Origin of the sequence: Staphylococcus sp. EG-SA-15, from assembly GCF_017151895.1 — a bacterium.
Taxonomy (GTDB): domain Bacteria; phylum Bacillota; class Bacilli; order Staphylococcales; family Staphylococcaceae; genus Staphylococcus; species Staphylococcus aureus.
This window is the reverse complement of record NZ_JACVZN010000026.1, coordinates 1-21,148: the sequence shown is the minus strand read 5'-3', so window position 1 is coordinate 21,148 and position 21,148 is coordinate 1. Positions and strand designations below refer to the sequence as shown.

The 21,148-nt window shown below is 33.5% G+C and carries 40 protein-coding genes; 7 read left to right on the top strand and 33 right to left on the bottom strand.

Annotation, left to right across the window (positions count from 1 at the left end; all coding sequences use genetic code 11):
* Window positions 1-7 precede the first annotated feature (7 nt).
* The 8 genes from IDG64_RS10805 to IDG64_RS10770 all read right to left on the bottom strand — a co-directional run bounded on the left by IDG64_RS10805 (window position 8) and on the right by IDG64_RS10770 (window position 6,668).
* Complete coding sequence (locus IDG64_RS10805) at window positions 8-781, bottom strand: head maturation protease, ClpP-related (protein WP_000061873.1); 774 nt, start codon at window positions 779-781, stop codon at window positions 8-10.
* Window positions 765-2,003, bottom strand: a complete 1,239-nt coding sequence (locus IDG64_RS10800; protein ID WP_001100669.1) for a phage portal protein — start codon at window positions 2,001-2,003, stop codon at window positions 765-767. The genes IDG64_RS10805 and IDG64_RS10800 overlap by 17 nt, the downstream gene beginning before the upstream one ends.
* 4 nt (window positions 2,004-2,007) lie before the next feature.
* Window positions 2,008-3,699 carry a terminase large subunit gene (locus IDG64_RS10795; protein ID WP_000153551.1) on the bottom strand — a complete coding sequence of 564 codons (1,692 nt, stop codon included), beginning with the start codon at window positions 3,697-3,699 and terminating at the stop codon, window positions 2,008-2,010.
* A complete protein-coding gene (locus tag IDG64_RS10790) occupies window positions 3,689-3,994 on the bottom strand; it encodes a P27 family phage terminase small subunit (RefSeq protein ID WP_000778933.1) in 306 nt (101 codons plus the stop codon). Before IDG64_RS10790 ends, IDG64_RS10795 begins: the two co-directional genes overlap by 11 nt.
* A 126-nt stretch (window positions 3,995-4,120) precedes the next feature.
* A complete protein-coding gene (locus tag IDG64_RS10785; RefSeq protein WP_000160685.1) occupies window positions 4,121-4,435 on the bottom strand; it encodes an HNH endonuclease in 315 nt (104 codons plus the stop codon).
* Window positions 4,436-4,591: 156 nt separating this feature from the next.
* On the bottom strand, window positions 4,592-5,029 hold the full coding sequence (locus IDG64_RS10780) for a transcriptional regulator (RefSeq protein WP_000528510.1): 438 nt from the start codon (window positions 5,027-5,029) through the stop codon (window positions 4,592-4,594).
* A 12-nt stretch (window positions 5,030-5,041) separates the two neighbouring features.
* Window positions 5,042-6,397, bottom strand: coding sequence for a DEAD/DEAH box helicase (locus tag IDG64_RS10775; protein ID WP_086813221.1), 1,356 nt, complete (start codon window positions 6,395-6,397; stop codon window positions 5,042-5,044).
* Entirely contained in the window at window positions 6,378-6,668 is a 291-nt protein-coding gene (locus IDG64_RS10770; protein ID WP_000665203.1) for a VRR-NUC domain-containing protein, read from the bottom strand. The genes IDG64_RS10775 and IDG64_RS10770 overlap by 20 nt, the downstream gene beginning before the upstream one ends.
* Window positions 6,669-6,801: 133 nt before the next feature.
* Here IDG64_RS10770 and IDG64_RS10765 point away from each other — a divergent pair, with 133 nt between their 5' ends.
* The gene (locus IDG64_RS10765) at window positions 6,802-6,900 is read left to right on the top strand and encodes a hypothetical protein (RefSeq protein WP_001801650.1); all 99 of its coding nucleotides are present in this window, start codon (window positions 6,802-6,804) and stop codon (window positions 6,898-6,900) included.
* Between the two features lie 108 nt (window positions 6,901-7,008).
* On the opposite strand, the gene IDG64_RS10760 is transcribed toward IDG64_RS10765, so the two are convergent.
* The 23 genes from IDG64_RS10760 to IDG64_RS10650 all read right to left on the bottom strand — a co-directional run bounded on the left by IDG64_RS10760 (window position 7,009) and on the right by IDG64_RS10650 (window position 18,221).
* Complete coding sequence (locus IDG64_RS10760; RefSeq protein WP_000884844.1) at window positions 7,009-9,456, bottom strand: virulence-associated E family protein; 2,448 nt, start codon at window positions 9,454-9,456, stop codon at window positions 7,009-7,011.
* A gap of 51 nt (window positions 9,457-9,507) precedes the next feature.
* Window positions 9,508-9,708: a DUF1514 family protein gene (locus tag IDG64_RS10755; RefSeq protein ID WP_000265256.1), complete on the bottom strand. Its 201-nt coding sequence runs from the start codon at window positions 9,706-9,708 to the stop codon at window positions 9,508-9,510.
* Between the two features lie 67 nt (window positions 9,709-9,775).
* A complete protein-coding gene (gene rinB / locus IDG64_RS10750) occupies window positions 9,776-9,928 on the bottom strand; it encodes a transcriptional activator RinB (protein WP_000237866.1) in 153 nt (50 codons plus the stop codon).
* 2 nt (window positions 9,929-9,930) lie between these two features.
* Complete coding sequence (locus IDG64_RS10745) at window positions 9,931-10,131, bottom strand: hypothetical protein (RefSeq protein ID WP_001125019.1); 201 nt, start codon at window positions 10,129-10,131, stop codon at window positions 9,931-9,933.
* Window positions 10,097-10,294: a DUF1381 domain-containing protein gene (locus tag IDG64_RS10740; RefSeq protein ID WP_000195818.1), complete on the bottom strand. Its 198-nt coding sequence runs from the start codon at window positions 10,292-10,294 to the stop codon at window positions 10,097-10,099. Before IDG64_RS10740 ends, IDG64_RS10745 begins: the two co-directional genes overlap by 35 nt.
* 16 nt (window positions 10,295-10,310) lie before the next feature.
* Window positions 10,311-10,484, bottom strand: a complete 174-nt coding sequence (locus IDG64_RS10735) for a hypothetical protein (RefSeq protein WP_001209220.1) — start codon at window positions 10,482-10,484, stop codon at window positions 10,311-10,313.
* 36 nt (window positions 10,485-10,520) lie between these two features.
* A complete protein-coding gene (locus IDG64_RS10730) occupies window positions 10,521-11,048 on the bottom strand; it encodes a dUTP diphosphatase (protein ID WP_000181816.1) in 528 nt (175 codons plus the stop codon).
* On the bottom strand, window positions 11,041-11,283 hold the full coding sequence (locus tag IDG64_RS10725; RefSeq protein ID WP_000700108.1) for a hypothetical protein: 243 nt from the start codon (window positions 11,281-11,283) through the stop codon (window positions 11,041-11,043). Before IDG64_RS10725 ends, IDG64_RS10730 begins: the two co-directional genes overlap by 8 nt.
* The gene (locus tag IDG64_RS10720) at window positions 11,273-11,509 is read right to left on the bottom strand and encodes a DUF1024 family protein (protein WP_000370296.1); all 237 of its coding nucleotides are present in this window, start codon (window positions 11,507-11,509) and stop codon (window positions 11,273-11,275) included. The genes IDG64_RS10725 and IDG64_RS10720 overlap by 11 nt, the downstream gene beginning before the upstream one ends.
* Window positions 11,502-11,669, bottom strand: coding sequence for a hypothetical protein (locus IDG64_RS10715; protein ID WP_001813803.1), 168 nt, complete (start codon window positions 11,667-11,669; stop codon window positions 11,502-11,504). The genes IDG64_RS10720 and IDG64_RS10715 overlap by 8 nt, the downstream gene beginning before the upstream one ends.
* 11 nt (window positions 11,670-11,680) lie before the next feature.
* Window positions 11,681-11,929 (bottom strand): phi PVL orf 51-like protein, encoded by a 249-nt coding sequence (locus IDG64_RS10710; RefSeq protein ID WP_000178883.1) that lies wholly within the window; start codon window positions 11,927-11,929, stop codon window positions 11,681-11,683.
* An 8-nt stretch (window positions 11,930-11,937) separates the two neighbouring features.
* The gene (locus IDG64_RS10705; protein WP_000235381.1) at window positions 11,938-12,138 is read right to left on the bottom strand and encodes a hypothetical protein; all 201 of its coding nucleotides are present in this window, start codon (window positions 12,136-12,138) and stop codon (window positions 11,938-11,940) included.
* Window positions 12,139-12,140: 2 nt separating this feature from the next.
* Entirely contained in the window at window positions 12,141-12,398 is a 258-nt protein-coding gene (locus IDG64_RS10700; RefSeq protein ID WP_000111488.1) for a DUF3310 domain-containing protein, read from the bottom strand.
* Window positions 12,398-12,799 carry an SA1788 family PVL leukocidin-associated protein gene (locus IDG64_RS10695; protein WP_000113978.1) on the bottom strand — a complete coding sequence of 134 codons (402 nt, stop codon included), beginning with the start codon at window positions 12,797-12,799 and terminating at the stop codon, window positions 12,398-12,400. Before IDG64_RS10695 ends, IDG64_RS10700 begins: the two co-directional genes overlap by 1 nt.
* Complete coding sequence (locus tag IDG64_RS10690) at window positions 12,799-12,984, bottom strand: DUF3113 family protein (RefSeq protein WP_001164629.1); 186 nt, start codon at window positions 12,982-12,984, stop codon at window positions 12,799-12,801. Before IDG64_RS10690 ends, IDG64_RS10695 begins: the two co-directional genes overlap by 1 nt.
* A 12-nt stretch (window positions 12,985-12,996) precedes the next feature.
* Window positions 12,997-14,949: a DNA polymerase gene (locus tag IDG64_RS10685; RefSeq protein WP_001796208.1), complete on the bottom strand. Its 1,953-nt coding sequence runs from the start codon at window positions 14,947-14,949 to the stop codon at window positions 12,997-12,999.
* 68 nt (window positions 14,950-15,017) lie between these two features.
* A complete protein-coding gene (locus IDG64_RS10680; protein WP_000645042.1) occupies window positions 15,018-15,575 on the bottom strand; it encodes a DUF2815 family protein in 558 nt (185 codons plus the stop codon).
* A gap of 25 nt (window positions 15,576-15,600) precedes the next feature.
* Window positions 15,601-16,767, bottom strand: a complete 1,167-nt coding sequence (locus IDG64_RS10675; protein WP_000762551.1) for a DUF2800 domain-containing protein — start codon at window positions 16,765-16,767, stop codon at window positions 15,601-15,603.
* On the bottom strand, window positions 16,764-17,126 hold the full coding sequence (locus tag IDG64_RS10670) for a hypothetical protein (protein WP_000279446.1): 363 nt from the start codon (window positions 17,124-17,126) through the stop codon (window positions 16,764-16,766). Before IDG64_RS10670 ends, IDG64_RS10675 begins: the two co-directional genes overlap by 4 nt.
* A 14-nt stretch (window positions 17,127-17,140) precedes the next feature.
* Window positions 17,141-17,464, bottom strand: a complete 324-nt coding sequence (locus IDG64_RS10665) for a S1 RNA-binding domain-containing protein (protein WP_000175000.1) — start codon at window positions 17,462-17,464, stop codon at window positions 17,141-17,143.
* Between the two features lie 79 nt (window positions 17,465-17,543).
* The gene (locus tag IDG64_RS10660) at window positions 17,544-17,705 is read right to left on the bottom strand and encodes a DUF1270 family protein (RefSeq protein WP_001285955.1); all 162 of its coding nucleotides are present in this window, start codon (window positions 17,703-17,705) and stop codon (window positions 17,544-17,546) included.
* Window positions 17,706-17,717: 12 nt separating this feature from the next.
* On the bottom strand, window positions 17,718-17,981 hold the full coding sequence (locus tag IDG64_RS10655) for a helix-turn-helix domain-containing protein (protein WP_001124160.1): 264 nt from the start codon (window positions 17,979-17,981) through the stop codon (window positions 17,718-17,720).
* Between the two features lie 24 nt (window positions 17,982-18,005).
* A complete protein-coding gene (locus IDG64_RS10650) occupies window positions 18,006-18,221 on the bottom strand; it encodes a hypothetical protein (RefSeq protein ID WP_001036301.1) in 216 nt (71 codons plus the stop codon).
* A gap of 54 nt (window positions 18,222-18,275) precedes the next feature.
* Here IDG64_RS10650 and IDG64_RS10645 point away from each other — a divergent pair, with 54 nt between their 5' ends.
* Entirely contained in the window at window positions 18,276-18,641 is a 366-nt protein-coding gene (locus tag IDG64_RS10645) for a hypothetical protein (RefSeq protein ID WP_001128433.1), read from the top strand.
* On the opposite strand, the gene IDG64_RS10640 is transcribed toward IDG64_RS10645, so the two are convergent.
* The gene (locus IDG64_RS10640) at window positions 18,610-18,855 is read right to left on the bottom strand and encodes a DUF2829 domain-containing protein (protein WP_001025401.1); all 246 of its coding nucleotides are present in this window, start codon (window positions 18,853-18,855) and stop codon (window positions 18,610-18,612) included. The genes IDG64_RS10645 and IDG64_RS10640 overlap by 32 nt on opposite strands.
* A gap of 15 nt (window positions 18,856-18,870) precedes the next feature.
* Complete coding sequence (locus tag IDG64_RS10635) at window positions 18,871-19,119, bottom strand: helix-turn-helix domain-containing protein (RefSeq protein WP_000272861.1); 249 nt, start codon at window positions 19,117-19,119, stop codon at window positions 18,871-18,873.
* A 163-nt stretch (window positions 19,120-19,282) separates the two neighbouring features.
* On the opposite strand from IDG64_RS10635, the gene IDG64_RS10630 reads away from it, so the two are divergent.
* The 5 genes from IDG64_RS10630 to IDG64_RS10610 form a co-directional block, all read left to right on the top strand.
* Entirely contained in the window at window positions 19,283-19,606 is a 324-nt protein-coding gene (locus IDG64_RS10630) for a helix-turn-helix domain-containing protein (RefSeq protein ID WP_001260486.1), read from the top strand.
* 12 nt (window positions 19,607-19,618) lie between these two features.
* On the top strand, window positions 19,619-20,080 hold the full coding sequence (locus IDG64_RS10625; RefSeq protein WP_000525006.1) for a hypothetical protein: 462 nt from the start codon (window positions 19,619-19,621) through the stop codon (window positions 20,078-20,080).
* A 16-nt stretch (window positions 20,081-20,096) separates the two neighbouring features.
* Window positions 20,097-20,531: a hypothetical protein gene (locus IDG64_RS10620; protein ID WP_001226136.1), complete on the top strand. Its 435-nt coding sequence runs from the start codon at window positions 20,097-20,099 to the stop codon at window positions 20,529-20,531.
* 28 nt (window positions 20,532-20,559) lie between these two features.
* Window positions 20,560-20,955, top strand: coding sequence for a hypothetical protein (locus IDG64_RS10615; RefSeq protein WP_000449655.1), 396 nt, complete (start codon window positions 20,560-20,562; stop codon window positions 20,953-20,955).
* Window positions 20,956-21,044: 89 nt separating this feature from the next.
* Window positions 21,045-21,148, top strand: a 104-nt coding sequence (locus IDG64_RS10610; RefSeq protein ID WP_077477350.1) for a hypothetical protein, incomplete at its 3' end; no start/stop codon positions are given.

Here is a 21,148-nt window from a genome sequence, read left to right as displayed (position 1 = left end):
TTTCCTCCTAATAATTCATTGTCATTTTTAAAATTTCGCATTCGCGTTTAATTTTTTCTCTTTTTTCTTTTTCTTCTAGTGACATACTTTCTTTAGGTGTTTCAACCAATTCAGATGTATCTACATCATCAATTTTAGTGATTTTGTCTACATCTTTCTTTAAATCTTCTGGGACGTTCTCGAAACGCTTATATTGCTCTTTAGAGATACTAGCAGCTATTTCATTAGCTCCTAAAATTTCATCTATCAAGCCGAAAGACAAGGCTTCTTCTGCAGTAAGCCAAGTTTCTGCATCTAACATCTGTTTTAAGTGTTCTTGACCTAAATCTTTTGCTTTATCTAAATAAGCTGAATTACTAACAGCATCTGTTTTTTCAAGTAAATCCGCTGTCTTTCTTAATTCTTCTGCATTACCTACAGTCATAACCCATGAATTATGAATCATTAAAAAACTATTTTTGTGCATAAAAATAGTGTCACCACTCATAGCGATAACACTAGCAATTGATGCCGCTAAGGCATCGACATAGATATTAATTTTTGCAGGATGCATTTTTAGCATATTGTATATTGCATGCCCTTCAAATACACTGCCTCCAGATGAATTTATATGAACATCTATTTCACTGATGTCTCCTAGTTCATCTAGTTTATTTTTGAAATCTGTAGCAGTTACATCACTTTCAAACCATTTATCACTTACAATATCACCATAAATAAATATTTCACCTTTACTTTTTGATTTTCTTTTCATTTGAAAATACTTAGCTTTCATTGACATTTTTATCACCACCTTTCAAAGATTTTCTTAATTCAAGTGGCGTGTCAATTGGGTATAAATCACCGCTTATTAGCGGCTTATCTCCACCTTCAACTGGTGGTAAATCTTCCCACTCTCTAATGTCATTTATAGTGTAGTAACCACTACGAACTGCTTTAAAGTACACTTCTGCTTGTGTTGCACTATCAGCCCTTAAATAAGATTTAACGTTAAATTTAAAATACCTATTTTTTTCTCTGTCTGTTTTAGTAAGTAGTTTCCGATTAAATTCTTCTTCATACTGTTTGACGATTGGCAATAAGGTATGCTGCAAGTAAAATCTGTTTAACTCTTCATTTTTCGCGAAATTTGTATTTGATCTTGCATTTAAGAATACTGAGGGCAATTGAAAAACGTTAGCTACTCTTTCTCTTGTTAAATTCTCGCTTGCCACTATATCTTCAGAGACATATTTTTTAGGTAACGGTTCGATTTCAACACCAGGCTCTTGGAATAATATTCCACCGTTTTCTTCATAGTACTGTTTGAAATCTTCTAACACTTGCTGCCTTTTTTCTTTACCTACATTGGAACCATATTTAAGCATGAAAGAATCAGGTTTTTGCATTTCTGTAAGATTAAAGGTTCTTACTGCATTATCAAAATCAGTTGTATTCTTCAACACATCAATCGGACTAATGCCTTGCACCATATTAGATGCCACGATGTGTTTAAAATGCAACATGTCCATATTATGAACAATCAATTTATTTCCAGTTGCAGCATGAATGGAATAATAAAGTTCACGTGATTGGTTTTCAATTAACATTTCAACAACATCTGGATTTAATAAGAAAAGCTTTGATGGTTGATGATAGATGTCTCGTTCAATTAGCACATATGCATTACCTTTTTCATTTCTGATTGTTTCAATTTGATTAATAAAATCAAAACTGCTCAGAGAATTATTCGGTGACACTGTAAGTAAATCAGATACTTCTGTATTAACTACTTTATAATCTTCATACATTTTCAAGGGCAAACTAGCCATCGAATTAGATAACTTTGTAATAGCTGAAAATATCGTTTCATTAGTTTCAAGCGTATTATTAATTACACCCCAAAAAGATCTATTTTTCCATGGGCTAAAGTCATAAAGCTTAGAAGTTGACTGATCAATCCAATTGTCTATCAATTTTTTCTTTATGCGTGTGACAATATTCTCTTTTGCGATAACATTCACCTCCTTAACGCATTATGTCTTTAATACTAATAAACTCTATGTTTCCTTCACCACTATCAGAAACAACTTTATTCATAATATCTGTATATGTGTTTAAAAATGCTGCAAAGCCATCTATTTTACGATATCTGCTTTGCTTAGACGGCAACCAGTTTCCGTTTCTGTCTAGTTTCAACTGAACATTATTGATATACCATTTCATTAAAGGATTATTATTAAATATTATTTTCCCATCTAAAAACATTTCTTTTAAATCCTTCAATGCAGGGCTCAAGGTCAAAGCTCCTTGTCTTGTTTCTTCCGTTTCAAACCCGTAATTTTTTAACTCTTGATTTAGTTTGAATGCGTTCGCTCTATCATAAGTAATTTTTTCTACTACATAATGCTCATTCATCTTAATTATCCAATTTAAAACATCTTGGTAGTCAATATAAGGCTTATCTTGCACTGTTAATAAGCCATCTTCTTCCCATTCTCTATAGGGTATTTTTTCGTTAGAATATTCAACTTTGTGCTTAGGAATCCATGAATGCGATAAAACTGCAACTTTACCATTATCTAACGCAAAAGTAGCACACGCGGCTGTAAAGTCCTCTGTTTCTGATAAATCATAACCAATCGTGCACGGTCTGCCTTCCAGCTCTTCTAAAGAAACAATTTCATTATTTTTTTGGAGTGTTGGGTAATCAATAAAACTCATCTCGTCATTATTAGCAAAGATATTAAACCTTTTGGTTATAAAATCTCCACGTTCAGCTGGTGTTCTCTTAGCTTTTTCCCACTCTTCTTTCATCTCATCTAAATTTATAGAGACACCTAAGTTTGGATTTGCTTTTATCCAGTTCGACGAATCATTAATATCATCGTCATCATCCAAAGATGCTAAATAATAAAAAGTTCTTTCGTCTTCTATGATTTGATCTAAGGTGTCTCTTCCCGCTTCTACCATATCAACAAGTGGACCATCTAATTGATACCCTGCTGTCGTAATGTAGATGAGAAGAGGTTGTAACCTTGCAGCTCTTGAGTTTTTTATAACTGAAATCAATTTATAGTCTTTAAATTCATGAATTTCATCAAAAATCCCCATGTGTGTATTCAATCCATCTAACTTATCGCTATCTGATGCTTGGGGCATAATTTTTGATATCGTTGCGTCATAATGGATTTCATCTCTTAATGTTCTGAAATTTTTATCAAGCTTTGGGCTAGCTTTTATCATCGCCTTAGATTCATCGAATAATATTCTAGCTTGTTTCATTACGTTTGCTAAAAGATGGATTTCAGCGCCGTTTTCTCCATCTTGAGAAACAGCATAGTTAGCAACACCAGATATAGTAGTTGTTTTACCATTTTTTCGCCCCATAAATATCAAAGCTTCTTTAAACCTGCGCAGTTTTGTTTCTTTATGAACCCAACCAAACAAACTGCCGATAATAAAATGTTGCCATGGCTGTAATACAAGTTGACGTTTAGATCCTTTGGAAGGTTTACAAAACTTTTCTATAAATCGAATAGGACGATGCGCTAATTCTTCATCAAATACCCATTTACCTCCATTTTCTAAATATCTAAGATGCCTATCACATTCTTTTCTAACATATTTGCTTGTTTTTATTTTCCCTTGAGTGACTTGCTCTGCATACCATGTTGTTAATAGTTTTGGTGAAGGTTCATTTAAAACTTTAATAGTCACCAAATCCACCTTCTTCTTGAACTATCTTTTTTCTTTGTGCTGCTGTTAAACCCATAGACTTGAGTAAGTTATTTAGTGTTTGAACTGTTTTTGTCAGTTCTATGCTTAATGGATTCTTAACAATATTGCTCGCACCAGCCTTGTTTGTATGCTCTATCATCAAATCACTATTTTTAAGTTCATCTCTTAACCGACAATAAAATTCATATGTTTCTATATACAAGTTAATTAATATGTCATCAGATTTTTTGTAATCCTCTATATATTCTTTTAGCTGTTTTTTTGTTAATTTCATATAAAGACCCCCTTTCATAAAAGTTTATCCGCGTTGCAAGCGAAGGGCCCCCGCCGGTACCCGGCGAAAAAACATTTTAAGCCAATGGGCAGGGGGCTATAAAATTTTATTTAAATGTTTTTTTATTTAAATTTTTAGAACTCTAATTTTCTTAAGATTACTTTTGTCATTATCATTTGCATGAATTTTGTTATGACAGCCATAACAAACTGACATTAGATTATCTAATTCTAAAGCTTTGTTAAAATCTTCATCAACATAAATAATGTGATGCACTATGTTTGCATCTGTTACAATATCTTCGCGTAAACACATTTGACAAAGATGATTATCTCTATCTAATGCTATCTCCCTTAACTTCTTCCATGCTTTTGAATGATAGAACCAATCGTATTGATATGACTTACGACCATGCTTATAAATGTTATTGTGCTTGGTCATCTCTTACACCTCTTTGATTGCATAACAAAAGACACACCGCATAGCGATGTGCCTCGTGTACTTGTGTCGTATAACTTTTAGATAACTTTATACATCTTTCCGATACTATCATATTACTACAGATTTGTAGGCCTTTTGCACAATCTTTGCACAATGTTATTTGATACCTGCATGATACGCTACCGCTTTAACAAAGTTCTTTCGTATAGTAGTAACAGTATTACGATGCATATGGCATTCATGTCCTATCTGTTCCATCTTTAACTTCTTTTCTTTATTCCAATACTTGAGCCTTATTACTTTCTTATGATCTTCAGGCAACTTTAAGTATTCACTCTCAACTGCTTCGACCATTTCTTCAAGGTTTCGTAACATCTTATTAGTTAATAATCTAGTTGCCATTAGTTCAGTTGTTCTAACTGGTTCGCCTTTTTGTAATGGTCCATATACAATATTGGAATCTTGTTCCTTCGTTGGATTAAGTATTTCCAACCTCAATCTTTTTATTTCTTTCTTGTTCTCATTTAAATTATATATTTCTGATTCAATATATTTAAATGTTCCTGGCTTGATATCATTTATTGTGTTCCCCATGTTAGACCTCCATTACTTATGCTTAGCTATTCTTGCTTTAATAGCTTTCATTAATTCTTCTTGCGTTAGTTCTTTATTTTGTAAAGCTTTATATACTCTTTGATCTATTGTGTTATCGGTCATGATATGATGAATAATAGTCGTATGATTTTGTCCTTGTCTGTATAATCTAGCATTTGCTTGTTGGTATAATTCCAAGGACCATGTAAGTCCAAACCAAACAATAATGTGCCCACCTTGTTGTAAGTTTAATCCATGTCCTGCACTTGCTGGATGTGCTATAAGCAACTTAATGTCTCCACTGTTCCAACGTTCTTTATAGTTTGAATCCTCTAATGTGGTTGCTTCCTTAAACCTTTGAAGTATTCTTTCTTTATCGTGTTTGAAGTTATAAAACAATAGTATTGGTTGGCCTTGAGACTCCTCTATAATTTCCTCTAACTTATCTAACTTCTTATCATGTATAAGTCTTACATCTTCCTCATCTGTATAAACTGCGCCGTTAGATAGTTGAAGTAGTTTCTGACTTAATGATGCCCCATTTTGAGCTACAACTGTTCCTTCTTCTTCCGATTCTAAAATATAGTTTTTTTCTAATTCTTCATATACTTTTCTTTCTTTTTCTGATAAGACTACTGTTTGTTTAGTATCAACTCTGTCAGGCATATCCAGATAATCTTTCGCTTTCATGCTTAAACATATATCTTCTATTTGTTTATATATCTTTTCTTCAGATCCGTCTCTTAGCTCCCACTTAAAAATATGTTCGCTAACTTGATGAGTTGGTTTAAAGTACCTTTCTCGATAACGACTGAATGAAGACTCAAGTCTTTCACCTCTGTCTATCAAATAAACTTGAGCCCATAAATCCTGTAAACTATTTGGACTAGGTGTTCCTGTTAATCCTATAAATCTATTAATGAGTGGTAATTTCTTTTTAATAGATTTAAACCTTTGACTCTTAGGACTTTTAAATGTAGACAGTTCATCAATCACAACCATGTCAAATGGCCATTCTTTTTTATATTGATCACATAACCATTTAGTATTTTCTTTATTGGTTACATAGATATCAGCCTCTGTGTTTAATGCATCATTTCTTTCTTTAGGTGTTCCTAAAACTAAAGACACTTTCAGATGATTTAAATGGTTCCACTTATCAACTTCATCAACCCATGTATCTTTAGCAACTTGTTTAGGTGCTATAACTAACATTTTTTTAGTGTCTAACAACTGCAATTCACTAAATGCTGTAAGTGTTGATACTGTTTTCCCTAGACCCATATCTAAAAACAGACCGTATTTCTCATTATCTATTGCATACTTTTGATAGCTATGTGGTTTGAAGTCAATCGCCAAATGTTCCACCTACCATTCTGATAAAAGTATTTACTTGTTCTTTATTCCATAACACATATACTTTATGATCTCTATTTTCAAATTGTCTATGCACATATTTTTGTAAAGGATGCAACTTTCCTTTTTCTTGCTTCATTTCTACAAAATATGTTTTTCCTTCTGGCATAATAATAATTCTATCTGGCACACCTCTTGTTCCAGGTGCAACCCATTTTAAACATAAACCGTTTAGCTTTGTTATCTCTTTCACTAAATATTTTTCTAATGTCGATTCTTTCATATATTCACCTTGTATACAAAATTTATATTTGTGTTCCGATGTTGCATCAATTCTTGCCAAACTTTTAAAAATAGCTGTTAGAGGGTTACCCCTATACCTCTTTACTCCCTAACACTACTTTTTAAACTTTATAGTGAATTTGATGCAACATTGGAAACAAACAGGGTTGAACCTTACAGCGAGAAGGGAAAGAGGTGTTGTATCATTTGTTGCATCAATGTTGCATCACTAAAAATGATGCAACACCTACGATTACTTTTTACACTCACATGTTGCATCACTCAAAAAATGATGCAACATCTGATACAACACTCTAAAATGTATATTTATTCAATATTTATTATATTAAATCTTCTAAACTTTCATCTCTTACATAAGCTATCTGTACACCATAATCTTTTCCAAATCGAATTTTCCCACTTTTATTACCATCATATACAGACCAATTGTCTAATTGTCTTAAGATGTTTGAAATCTTTCTAATTTCCATAGATCCTCTACTATCTCCCTTATCTTTACCAAAACATTCAACAAACACTTCAAGCGCACAGACCTTATTTCTTTCAACGTAATCTACATTTCCTGTTGGTAACATATCAACATCACCTTGATAAAATCGTCTTCGTTCAAAGATAGTTAAGTCATCCCAATTGCTAGGAATTGGTGTGTTAAGATATTCATCAATAATGCCTGTATATGGAGATTCCTCAGTATGTTTGCTTTGTATTGAACGCATTTCTTCTTCTAGTTCAGGGTTGAGGAATAACTCTTCTCCTTGTTCATAATAATATTTAGCTTCTGCCCAAATTTGGTCGATCTCTTCTTTGGTTAGTTTAGACCAGTTCACTTCAACTCTCTCTGGATTTACAGTCATTGGCCAAAAACGTCTTCCACCAGTTTCATCTCTTAAGAAATCAACTTTATTAGTTGTACCAATGAAAATACATTGCCTTGGAAAATCTTCAATATAATGTCCATAAGCAACACGAAACCGGTCAACTTGTTTAGATATGAAATGCTTAATAGCTTCAACTTCAGCTTTTCTTGTAGCTGCAAGTTCTGCCATTTCCATTAGCCAAACGCCTTGTAAGGCCTCATAGGCTTCTTTACCTGTAACAGAAACTAAACTGTCAGAAAACCATGCACCACCTAATTTTTTTAGCAAAGCAGATTTACCTACACCTTGAGGACCATAAAGTGTAAGCATATAGTCAAATTTACATCCAGGCTCCATTACTCGAGCAATTCCAGCAGTCAATGCTTTTTTGGTAGTTGTTCTATTCACTTCAGTATCTTCAACACCTAAGTATTTGATAAATAACTTTTCAAGACGTTTATGTCCATCCCACGATATTTTATTTAGATAATCCCTTACTGGATGATAAGCATTTTGCATTGCTACGCTTATAATGGCATCTTTTGTTTTACCTGAATGGTGTATGTCATAAATCTTTTCGATATAACTTCTTAAACTGCTATCATCACCGTCTTGCCATTGACGTGTCTTAAAATTAGTATTCCATGGCACTTTCCCTAAGCATTCAATTTGTTTTGTAAATTCATTAAATGCTATTTTTCCTTTTAAATTTGGATCATTACGCAATATAATTTCTATATTTGGGATACTAGCTTTGAAAGTACCTTTCGAAGTAATTTCTAACGTCTCAGACCATGCATCATCGCTATTTACTATTTCATCGAAATCCTGCATTGCATCAGACATTTTGTCGTTAATTAATTGCTTTTTAACAACTTCATCATTTTGCGCTCTTTGCTGCATTGCTTTATAACTAGGTAGTCGATTAACCGGAGTATCTGTTTTAGCGTCTTCATCTTGAGCACCATATAAGTGTATGCGTACTAAATCAAAACTGTTCACAAGCATACCGCTTACGGGATCCGTATTATGATGAGAATAGGCAAACTTGTTATTTTCGTATAACACCAATCCACCTGCAGTTGAACCTTCATGATAGGTATAACGGTTAGTAGAATGTTTTTCGTATAAGTCAGGAATAAAAGTTGATATAGCTTCTTCTATCGTATAGGCTCTACAAAATGCGCCAACAATTCCCGGTTTTTCTTCTGGGTCACCTTGCTTATCTGCTAATCTTTTAGTCTTACTCTCTTCCTTTGAAGACGTTGGCCATTCTAATGTGTCAGTCCAATCAACATATTCATTTAATATTTTATCTGGATCTAACAAAGGTAAATCTTCATAGGTAAAGAAAAATTCTGCATCATTGCTAGTTGAAGGCCAATACATTAACCTATGTGGTTGATAAGTTGTATCATCGAAGTAATCCATGCCAACGATATCTGCCACTTTACGTCCAATAGCCTCATACTCATCCGCATTTACATTCCGTTTTAAAGGAATCACTAAACGTAATCTTGGACTTATCTCTCTATGCTTATGTGTTGAATACAAACAATATGCAAAATCATAAAACATAGATAATATGTCGGTCATATCTTGAGCAGCATAATCGATATCAAGTGTTAGCATTGAACGATTCATGACTTGACCAGCACGCCGTTTGCCTTCTTTTAAATATCCACCGACAAATCCGCCAACATCTTTTATATCGGCTTGTTCAGACTTAGACATTTTATTGTACTCAGTTAAATCTTCTTTAGTTCTAACTGTTTGTGCTAGCTTCTGCATAAAGTCAGACCAAGCCATATTGTGATTAGTCCAATGTGTAGATAAACGACTAGCAGCATAAGAATATGAGACATCACGATCATATTTAATTGTTTCTATTTGAGTGACTTTGTCTAACATGTTCGGCTCCTTTCATTATTTTAGATAGAGCAGAGAAGCCAACGCCTCTCTTTAGCTTTTGAATCTTTTTCTAATTCGTTCAACTTCATTTTCATAATCTTCTATACCTTCAACACCATTATTTTTTACTAACTGCTTGAAAAGATAAGCATTCATATACTCCAATGCTTCTATGGTTTTCATCTTATGAGAAATGCTACTTAACAAGATCAATAAAAATATAGATAAAACAATTGAAATGACAATCCACATATTTACAACACCTCCAGTGCTATTGCTAAACACATTAATATAATTAATTCAAAAATGATAATAGCTATTACCATGAAACTTCAGCTCTGATTTTTTCAAAGTCACTTGGCGCCTCTACATCATCATTAGCCGTCATCATAATATATACTTGCTCAGTTACATACTTACCTAGCTCATACATCGCTAGTAGGAATAATAATCTCAAAATTTCTTTAACCACCACTAAACACCCCATGTTAATTTATCGATAATTTGTATAGCTTGTTTTAATGCGTCTCTTTTTTCTTCGATATCTCTATTATCGCCATCTTCATCAGCTGACATTAACTCACTGTCATATTCATATAATAGTTCTGATATTTCATTACTAGCTACTACTAATAAGTTTTCATCTAATGTCTGAGTTACCGTTTTCTTTGGCATCTCCATCTCTCCTTATCTTAACTTGTGCCTCGTACTTCTCTTTTGCTTCTTCTTTACTCTCTGCCTCAACAACTGTAAACTTTTGATTGCTCTTAGCTCGAGTTATGTGCGTATGCTTGCGTCCTGTTGAATCTTTGAATGTTGTGACTAAGTATTGTGTCACTTCTCATCACTCCTATTTATTTGATTTCAAAATCAACTTCTATTGGAATAACAACGATTTTATAACCTTCGTACAATCTTTTGAGTTCATCAAATATTTGGCGCAAACCAATAACATTCATATTTTTACTCTGTAAAATAAATATCTCCTTATTCCAACCACGATATATAACTTTAGTGCGTTCTCTCACTTCCCCAAAACCTCCTTGACTCGATCTAATATGTCTTTACACTCCGCTACTTCCGAAGCCTTTTGCTCCACGTTCTGAAACACTCTCAAATTCCTCCACTTGCTTTAGTTCAGGTGTCCATATAGGCACGATAACCAATTGAGCTAGTTTGTCGCCTTTATATATTTCGTAATAATCATTTATAGTAAAAGGTTTTTTCTTAGCATTATTTACAAAAGAATTTTCCATTTCTCCTTGTATATCAAAACACTGTTCGTTAGTTGTTAAATATACTTGTGCATCATTCTTGATATTAATCCCTAAATTGCCATGATATCCCGCGTCTATCTTGCCTGTTTCAATCACTAAATGCGTTTTACTACTTACACCACTACGGCTAGTTAATAGTCCGACATAGCCCTCTGGTATGCTCACAGCTACATCTGTTTTAATCACTGCCTTTTCTTGTGGCTCGAGTACGACAGTTTCAGCTGAGAATATGTCATAACCTGCATCCGTCTTATGATTTCGTTCTGGCATTCTAGCGTTTTCTGATAATAGCTTTACTTGTAGGATGTTAGTCATTTTCCTTGTCCTCCTCATCAATTCCAGCCAATTCATACATAACGCTCTCCATACTTTTATCTTTTAAATCTTCTGACACGAATACCTTTAAATCATGGAATTCTGTAATTATTGTTTTTTCGTCATGGTCGATGTAAATTTCTAGCGTACCATCAGCTAAATTAAAAATAGCTTTATCTTCATTTTCTTTGTATCCTTTTTCTTTTAATTTCTTCAAAGATTCATTAATTTTCATTTTCCTGTTCCTCCTCATATTCAAGCTCTCTTACTTCTCTCAAAACCTCTGACGCCCAGTCTTCTGGATACTCAACCCATTGCGCATTAATAGCTTCGCGAATTTCATCAAACGCTTGCGCTTTCTTATACACGTCTTCAATCTCTTTTAGCAATCCCTCTGTGTCATTGCCGTTATACGCACTAGCACTTATAACGGATTGTTCTATTTGTTCACGGTTATCCATTTGTGTCATCCTCCGTATTCGGATAAAATTTAATAAACATTTTATTACCATGCTTATCTATGGCAATTAACTCTTCGTATTCGTCGTGTGATACATACTTATCAATCACACAATTTTGTAACATTTGCATCATTTGCATATGCTTTTCAGCATTCATCATTTCCATCTCCTCTAAAATAAAGTTAGTTGCTTCTGCTCCTCGTATTCCAAACCATGTTGCTTTATATATGTTTCAAGCTCTTCCGCTGTATCAAATGTCTTTTTCACACCTTGCCAACCTGGTACGATATGTCCGTGAAAGTAATAAGTGCCGTTTACTACATGGATATGTGCCACTCGTTCGTTATCCTGATACAGATATCTCTTAGATCCAAAGAATTGATTTAGGTATTCTTTACGCGCGCTATCTGTCATGGTCATCACTCCTTTTAACAATTAGGCAGACCAAACGACATGCATTCGTCGTATAGCTCTTCATTACTTATGCTTGCCTTATAGTTTTCAATCACATTGCTAACTTCTTTATGACTCATTGCTTTAACTTGTTCGTCTGTATATTTTTCGCAGTCTTCTAATTCCAGTTGCTCCTGTAATGACATCACATATTCAACTTGTCTTTGGGTTGCCATCGTTAACCCTCCCACAAGTCAAAAGCTCTTTGGACGTAAAACTTCGCCTTTGCTAAATCCTCATGACCATTCTTTAACGGTGCTCTAGACAAGTATTTGATTGCATTACCTATTGCGAATGCTAGTTGAGGTGGATACTGTGCCGTAACCTGTTCGATAAAATCTATAATTTCAATGTCGCCGTATGTGTAGTGCGCTGGTTGCTTAACATTGTCTTGCGCTTCGTTCATATCTACTTTTCTGTTACTGATTACGCTCATTATGCTTCACTCCATTTCTTGAACATTTGGTTATAAGTGACATCGAACCAGTACGGATCACGTGAATGTTTTTGTGGCGTTCCATCATAAAGCCATGGTCTTAATCTTCTCTTTCTTTCCTGTTCATATTCCGCTCTCACATTTCGTTGGTATCGGTTCAAAATCGCTTTTTTTCTGATTTTTTCTCTCCCTTTTTCTTCATCTTTTATTTGACTCTGCATATATTCAACTTCATCTTTAGATTTTGAGTCTTTTCTTCCACACAATAATTCATCGCCGCGCATTTTATGTTTGTATCTATATCTAAGAAGTTCTGGAGATATGTGATATTTTTCTGAAACTTCTCTCAATGTCATTAGTTTTCCTTTGATACGCACTCTTATAACTTTTCTTCTAGCCATCATTCCACCTCTAAATCTAAAACCTTGATATTTATAACGTTATATTTTAATAGTTCACCTGGATTATTAAATAAATAGTCCGCCAAATTTTCTTTTTCTTTATCAATCTGATTGTAATTAACACTTTCGACTTCTGTAGGAATTCTAATGTCAACAGAAGCATTGATATAAGCTTGATGTTGCATGCAATCACACTCCTAATCCTTCATATAAAACGGAGAAGTAAACCCGTCACTATTCAAATTCAATCCTTTTGCCCAATCAACAGGCTTATTCATGATAGTTTCGATTTCCTTAAGTCCATTTGAACCTCTAGGTATTTCTACAATTACTTCATCATGGACATGGCCAACTATTTTAAAACCTAATGCTTCAAGCCTTGCTATAGAAATCGCAAGTAAATCCCTTGCAGTTGCTTGAACAATATTCTCGACTAACTTCCCACCATACGTTTTTAACTTTGACCATTTACGGTTAAGATCTAACCCCATAAATTCAACAACTTGACTACCCCAACTATTTTCACCAACTAAAGCTTTTGGATAAGCTAAAGCTCTTCCACTAGGCAGTTCAATCATTAGAAAACCTTTTTTCATATAAAATCTAAGTCCATGTGTATGATGCGTCTTTCGGGATTTTACAGTATTAATTGCAGCCTCTTGGCAAGCCTTCCAAAAATTAACTATGTTAGGATTTGCGTTACGCCAACTATCAACTAAACCTTGTAACTCGTTTTCTTCAATGCCCATTTCCAATGCACCCATTGCTTTTAAAGCTCCAGCGCCACCTTGATAGCCTAAAGCTAATTCGGACACTTTTCCTTTTTGTCTGAGAGGGTCGCCTTTAGTTATGCTTTCTACCGGTACATTAAACATTTGAGAAGCCGATGCTTCATATATCTTTCCGTGTGTGTTGAATACATCTAAACGCCATTGTTCTTTTGCATACCATGCTATGACTCTTGCCTCTATTGCAGAAAAATCACTTACTGCTAGTTCATTACCTTCTTCAGCAGTAAATGTCGTCCTAACTAATTGACTTAATAAGTCTTGAGGATGAACATTGAGTAATAAATCTAAATCATCAAAACGTTGTTCTTTAATAAGATCTCTTGCTATTTCTAATTCAGTATCTGAAATATAATGCTTTGTTAAATTCTGAAGTTGTACACCTCTACCTGCCCATCTTCCAGTACCGGCACCGTAAAATTGAAACAGACCTCTTACCCGTTCATCACTGCACATCATGTCATGCATTTTGTTGTATTTTTTCACACTGGTTTTAGACATTTGCAATCTAATTTCTAGCATTTTTTTAGCTTTTCCTGTTGCTTCTTTTAAGTACTCCTGAACCGTTTTCTTTTGTAAATTAGGTATATCTAATCCTTGTTCATCTTTTAACCAAGCCAATAACTGTGTAGGACTATTAGGATTTTCTAAACCTGTTATATGTTTAGCTTGTTTAAGCAATTCTTCTTTACTCTGCTTATCGAGCACATTAGCTCCTAACATCAATGATTTAGAAAGCTTAATACCTCTGTCGTTTATATGTTGGTCAAAAACCCAATATGTTTGTTCAATTGCAGTTACTGGAAAGTCTTTAATTTTATTAGCAATCGCCATTTCTACTTCTACATCTCGAATACAGTAATCTATAAATTGTTGCCATTTTTCAAGATCATGTTCAGGTAGGTTTCTTGTTCTTCCTCCATTAACTTTTGTTGGTTTACAAGGTATAGAGAAATAACGAATTAAATTTTTACCTGCTTTATCTTTTTGGCTTTGTAGTCTTAAAACTTCTCCAACTTTATCAAGCGAAGCAGGTAAGCCAATACGCATTGAATTAACCATTGTGCAAATCCATTCTTCAGGTGGCATCTGTTTATTAAAATGTTTAGCAAGACAAGTTCTTTCGAAATTAGCATTGAATGCATACTTTTTTACAGCAGGGTCAAATAGAGCAATTTTAAACGTCTCATAATCAGCGTGGAAAGGCTCATTATCTACTTTAGTCATGTCAATCGCACTAATCGCTCCACCATCTATCGAATAAGCTATAATTAAAATTTCGAAATCTTCAGCTTCTGTGTATTTATAGGCACCACATTTCGAAATATCGTTACTGCTGTATGTTTCAATATCTATATTCATAAATTTCAAATTCTTGACACCTCAATTTCTTTAAAATTAAAGTGGGGCTAAAAACCCCACCTATTGACTTATAAGAAATCCTCATCATCAGTGTCTAATTCATCAAAATCATCTTCTGCTGCACTTGCACCGCCAAGAGGTTCGCCTTTTTCTACAAGTTGAATGTTGTTCAATCCAACTGCGATACCCTTATTACCATTTGTGTTGAATGGAAATAAATTGATTGAAGCTCTAATATAGTCACCACTTACAATAGTTCCAGAATCCGTTAATCTAATTTTGTTTTGGTCAATAATACCAGGTGCTTGTTTGCTTGATGCGTTAATAAAATAAGCGTCTTGATAATTCACATCATCTTCTCTTTCAGTATCTCCATCACGTAATGGAAGTTTCAGATTTGCAGGAACTTTGCCTCCAAACTTACTAACTTTTCCTTCTTCTTTAGCAGCTTCTATAGCTTGTTCAATGGCTTTTATCGTACTTGTATCTGATTTAGGAATGATTAAACTGATTGAATACTTTGCTTCTTGCCCTTCTTGCATACTGTGAGGTTCAAAAATATGTGCATATGATGCTCTTACTTTTCCTGTAATCACTTTAGTTTTATTTAATACTTTTGCTTTCATGTTTATATACCGTCCTTTTTAATTTTTATAGTTTGTCAAAATCATCTTCAGCAGATTGCTTTATAGCTGGTCGTTTATCAGACTCGGTAGCAAGTGTTAATTTACCTTGTGGCTTTTCTATAAAGCCTTCTGCAATTTTAGAAAATGCTTTTTTGCCGATTAATTTTTCTAAATTCGTAATGCTAAGTAACTTGGTTTCTGTAATATCTTCAGGTTTATAACCCGCTTCAACTAACTTTTCAAGCGTTGCATTTGTATCAGTTATCATTCTTCGCGAGCGACCTTCTACAAGCTTCCAACCAGGATAGTTTTTATCATTTTCTTTCGCTTGATCTAGTGCATATTTTTCTACTTCATCAGCCCATTTTTTGATGTCAGGCAGTTTATATAAAAGTTCTGCAATCTCTTCATCACTCAACAAATGTGGTGGCTTTTGAGGCACATTTTGCATGTATTCTGCACGTGTTCTACATGAATGCTTTATCTTACAGAATCTACAATGACTACCTGCTTTAAACTCACCTTCACCGTTATAAGCAAGTCTGGCTAATGGTTTAACAAAATCGGTTCCCCATTGAAGTAATCTTGATATTGGTAACTCTTCAGTAGAAAAGTTATCTATTCGTGGTTGTATGATAGTCATGCGAACTGTATGAATGTCATACATTAAACTAAGCAGTTCATATGCGCCCAAGCCATATAATCTAAGTTGAGGATTATCTATAGCTGAAACTTCAATGCCTTTACCGTATTTAAGGTCAATAATTTCAAGTACACCACCTGAAAATATAATGACATCACCAGTACCAAAAGATTCAGGGACGTATTTACCTAAATCCAATTTTGTTTCAAATAAAGCTATTACATCGTCATCTCTACTCAAAGCCTCGTTATACTTTTCTTCTACATTAGCTACGTACTCTTCAACATATTCGCGCAACTCTTCACTGTAATATTGATTTCGCTTATAATTTTGAAAAGCTTTATTAAACTCAAACTGTGTTAGGCCTTCATATTTAAGACTGAAATATAACTCACTTAACTCATGAGCGAATGTACCTTTTTCAGCAAAAACTGAACTTTTATCTGCAATACCTTCACTTGCCTTAATACTCGGTGGACAGTTTAGCCATTGTTTTGCTCCACTTGCACTAAGCTTTGCATGAGCTCTATTTGAGTGATCTAGCTTCATGCATTAATTCTCGCTTCCATGAAATCAACAATTTTTTCATAATGTTCTTCTTTGATAGTAGATAGCTTATCCGCACCAAGTTCGTTAAGTTTATTTCTAAATTCTTTCTTATCAGAAGTATCTGCTTTTTTAAGGAACTCTTTTCCTACTGATAAAATATAATCTTTAGTTAAATCAGTAGACGTTTCCTTAACTTCTTCAATTGTTTCCAGTTGAGCTGTTTCTTCTTTTGGCATTGGTGCTTCTTTAACTTTCTCTTGTACGATTGATGAATCTACAGTTGATAGTTCAGTATTTAACACACGTAAATTCTTATTTAATAGTTTTAATTCTTCAAAAATATCTTCTAATACTGCCATTGATTAACTCCTCCTTAAAATTGGTTAGCTAGACGAATCATTAACTTGATACGTTCTTCTATTTCTCTAGGGTCATCACTTTGTTCGTTTAATCTTGCCAATAACTCGAATTGTTCTTCTAATATCTCTTTCTTACGTTCTACAACAGTTAAATGTAACTGCGGTTCAACAACACGCCAGATACCCCAACTTTCCAATTCAATCTTTCCTTTTTTCTTAAGTCTTGAAAGTGTGGATTTTGCATGTGTTTTAGATATCCCAAAAACTTCAACAACATCATCAGAATTGAAATTGTCATATGTTGCAAAATGTGATAGTATTTTTTGTTGTAAGGTCATATTAATAACTCCTTATATAATTATTTAAGACAATTGCTCATCTTGCACTGTTACTTGCTCCAACAAGTAGCAGTTTTTTTTATTCTCCATAAAAGTATTCCTTATAAAATATGAATGTTGCGATACTTGCGAATCCCGCAATTGACCATGCTGTAGTGAAGTATAGAAACGGCATGAGTACAATCGCTAAGACCGTGAAGCACAACACTGCTAATAGGTAGCTTTTATATGTGTCGCTCATTTGATAATCCTCCTAATACCATTTTTTATGCTTTCTGATCAAATACTCTTCTAATTTAGAAATATTAATCAATGTTCCCGTTGCTGAATAATCAATGTATAAATTTTCTACACCTAAATTATCTTCACGGTAATATTTCAACCAGTTGTATACTGTACTTCTACATACTCCAAACAATTGATGGATTTGTGTAGGTGTTGCGTATAACTTTTTCACAAATTTTTCTTCGCCTCGATATGTGTTTTCTGGTGTTGGTGGTATTATGATTTTTGGCATCTCTATCACTCCTTTAGATAAATGTTAAAGTTTGTTATTATTCGCTCTGTATTGAAGTTCTCTATCTAATGCATAGAAGACTTTGTTTATTTCTAAGTAGCTGTAATAACCTTTTTTAATACTTTCTAATATTTCCTTTCTTAGTCGACGTTCATTTTCTGTTAAAGATTCTACTGGCGCGTGATCTCTTCTGAAAACCCTTGGTATTCTGATGTCTAACCCTTCTGATTTTTTGTTCATTTGTTGTTCCACCTTTCGTGTATAATGTTGTTATCAACCTAAGGAGGTGATAACATGCCCTTGATATCTGATGAATTTGATACACTTACTAAAGACCAACAATATATCTTGTCCGTACTCTACAAAGATTATTTAGAATGTGTAAAGTTAGGTTCGGTTAAATTAACCTGCAATAATTTTGGAAGTGCTAAAGATATACATACAAAGTATTTTCAAAAACTACATTTCGAAGATGTAAAATACGATTTAAATAAACTTAAAAACTCTGGGTTCCTAAACGGCGTGTATGCTAGTAACACTATTTATCATGTAACAATTTCAGACAAGACTGTTGTTTACTTTGAAAATGAGTTTAAAAACAATTTAAAAAGTATCATTGATAGCATTTCTAAAATTGCTTCAATAATTCCTGGTCTCTAGTTGGGTTTATAACTTCCCAATCATTTGCCATGAGGTCATCGGCTGAAGGTTGCCAATATCTGATAAGGTTTGTCCCATCGCTATTTGAAATGATGCATTGTAAAAAACTATCATTTGTTGGTAATATCTTAGTTCGATGACTTTCTTTCCAATCTTTCCGTGTCATAGAGACAAGATTTTTTGTAGCTATCTTAGTTGCTTCTTGAATGTTCATTTGTTATTCCTCCTTTTAAGATGTTTGTTTTTGTTTTGTTGACATTTTGGAAACTCTGTAAGTAAAAAAAATACCGCACTTATCTTGTGGTAATTCTAACACTTCAATTACTTTTGCTAAATCGTCAACATTAATTCTAATATGTCCGTTTTCTTTTTTTGAATAAGTTCCTGGTGTCATTCCTAATTTTTTTGCCATATCAGAAATCGAAATGCCTTTAGCAATGCGCTCAGCTTTCATTCTTTTGACATTGAACTCATACATTTGCTCACCTCCGTTTTTTGAAGTTAACTCAATATTAAACTTAAGTTTCCTAATTGTCAACAAAAATCTCGAAAAATATTTTTTATTCTTTTAAAATGCTAGTTGTTTCCTATATGGAAAAGTGTTATTATACTGTTATAAATAAAACGGAGGTAAATTTGAAATGAGAACTTCAGCGGAAATAGGTAAATTAATCAAACAACTACGAAAAGAAAATAATGTGAATTTAACTGATTTTGCAACTAAGATAGGTGTCAATAAATCTACCTTATCCCGATACGAAAACGGTAGCAGAAAAATACCTATGGAGGATATAGCTGAAATTGCCAATGCATTGAAAGTTACCCCAGAATATTTACTATTAAAAAATAGACAACCAGAAAACGAAGTACAACATCGTGCAGCTCACCTTGAAGGAGAATTGACAGATGATGAATGGCAAAGAGTTTTAGATTATGCAGATTATATAAGAAGTAAACGTAAGTAAAGGATGTATCAGATGGGATTATATGAAGAAACTTTAATACAACATGATTATATTGAAATAAGAGAGGCTGATGTGCTTCCAGATAATTTGGATGGGGTATGGTTAGGAGATTTAATTTTAATAAAGCGTGGCTTATCAGATAGAGAAAAGGCAGGAATTCTCTTTGAAGAATTAGCACATAATAAACTTACATACGGTGATATAGCCGATTACTCGAAATTCAACAATCGCAAGTTCGAAAATTACGCAAGGCGACACGGCTTTATCTCAGCAGTCCCGTTACGCGAAATTGTGGAAGCTTACAATTATGGTGTACGTAACTTGTATGAGTTGTCTGAGTATCTGCAATTGAGTGAAGAATACATATTAGAAGCAATAGAACAATATAAAAAGATATATGGTATTGGGACTCACTACGGCGAATACTCAATTACATTTGAGCCATTGAGAGTTTATCGATACAAAGAGATATAAAAAAGGAGAAATGTATATGAGGAAAATAATTGGATTATTACTAGTAAGTACTTTAGCTTTAACAGCTTGTGGTGAAAAAGAAAAACCAAAAAAAGAAGAAAATAAAAAGTCTCATACACAAAAACATAAAGATAGCGAACCAAAAAAGCAACAAGAAAAAATGAAAAAAGTTGAAGATAAAAATCCACCTAATAATAGCATACAAAATAATTCAAACAATCAAAACCAATCACAAAACAATCAACTTAATAATAATTCAGATCCATCTAATAATACTCCTGCAAATATAAATAAAAACGATTCACAAAATACTAATTTAAATGATGAGTATGTCGTTTCGCCTGGCTGGACTAAAGATGAACAGGCTAAAGCTTTTGAAGAGTACAAAAAAGGAAAAGAAGACGAAGCAAGAGCTGGTGCTAGCGCAGTACCAGGAGCCAATATTAACTAATAAAACAATATAAGAAAGAAGAGCTAATATGGAAACAAATAAAACAATCGATTTAATGAATTATGTGGAATTTCCAAAAAGATACACAGAGGCAAAAGGCAAATTAGTTGCACAACCAATAACTACTATAAATAGCGCAAGAAGAGTTGAAAATGAAGATATGACTGTTTGCTACATTTTAGATCAGGATGATGATGTAATGGACTTTATCTTTGACAGAGATATAATTACTGTTTACTGTCCTGAAAACGGAACTGCGACTGATGAATATTTTTGTGAAATTATATTTAACTCAGATGACACATTTACCCTAAAGCGATTATCTAATTACGTTACCATTAAAGATAGAAGCTACCCAATGTCAAAAATAAATGACGTAAACATTACGGGCAAAGTCGTCAGATTATTTAGAGATTTTAAATAAACTTGGCTTTAATTACGATTAAAAGTACCTATATAGCGTAACGAGAAAAAGGATTAAAAAAAATTCAAAAACGCCTACAAGTGTAGACGTTGAATGGTGGTGAGAATTTTATGGCGGATAAAAACAAAAAACAAGAAGCTACTCGTAGTAACCCAATAAACAAAAGTTTTGAAAAGCCGGGTGCCAGCGAAAA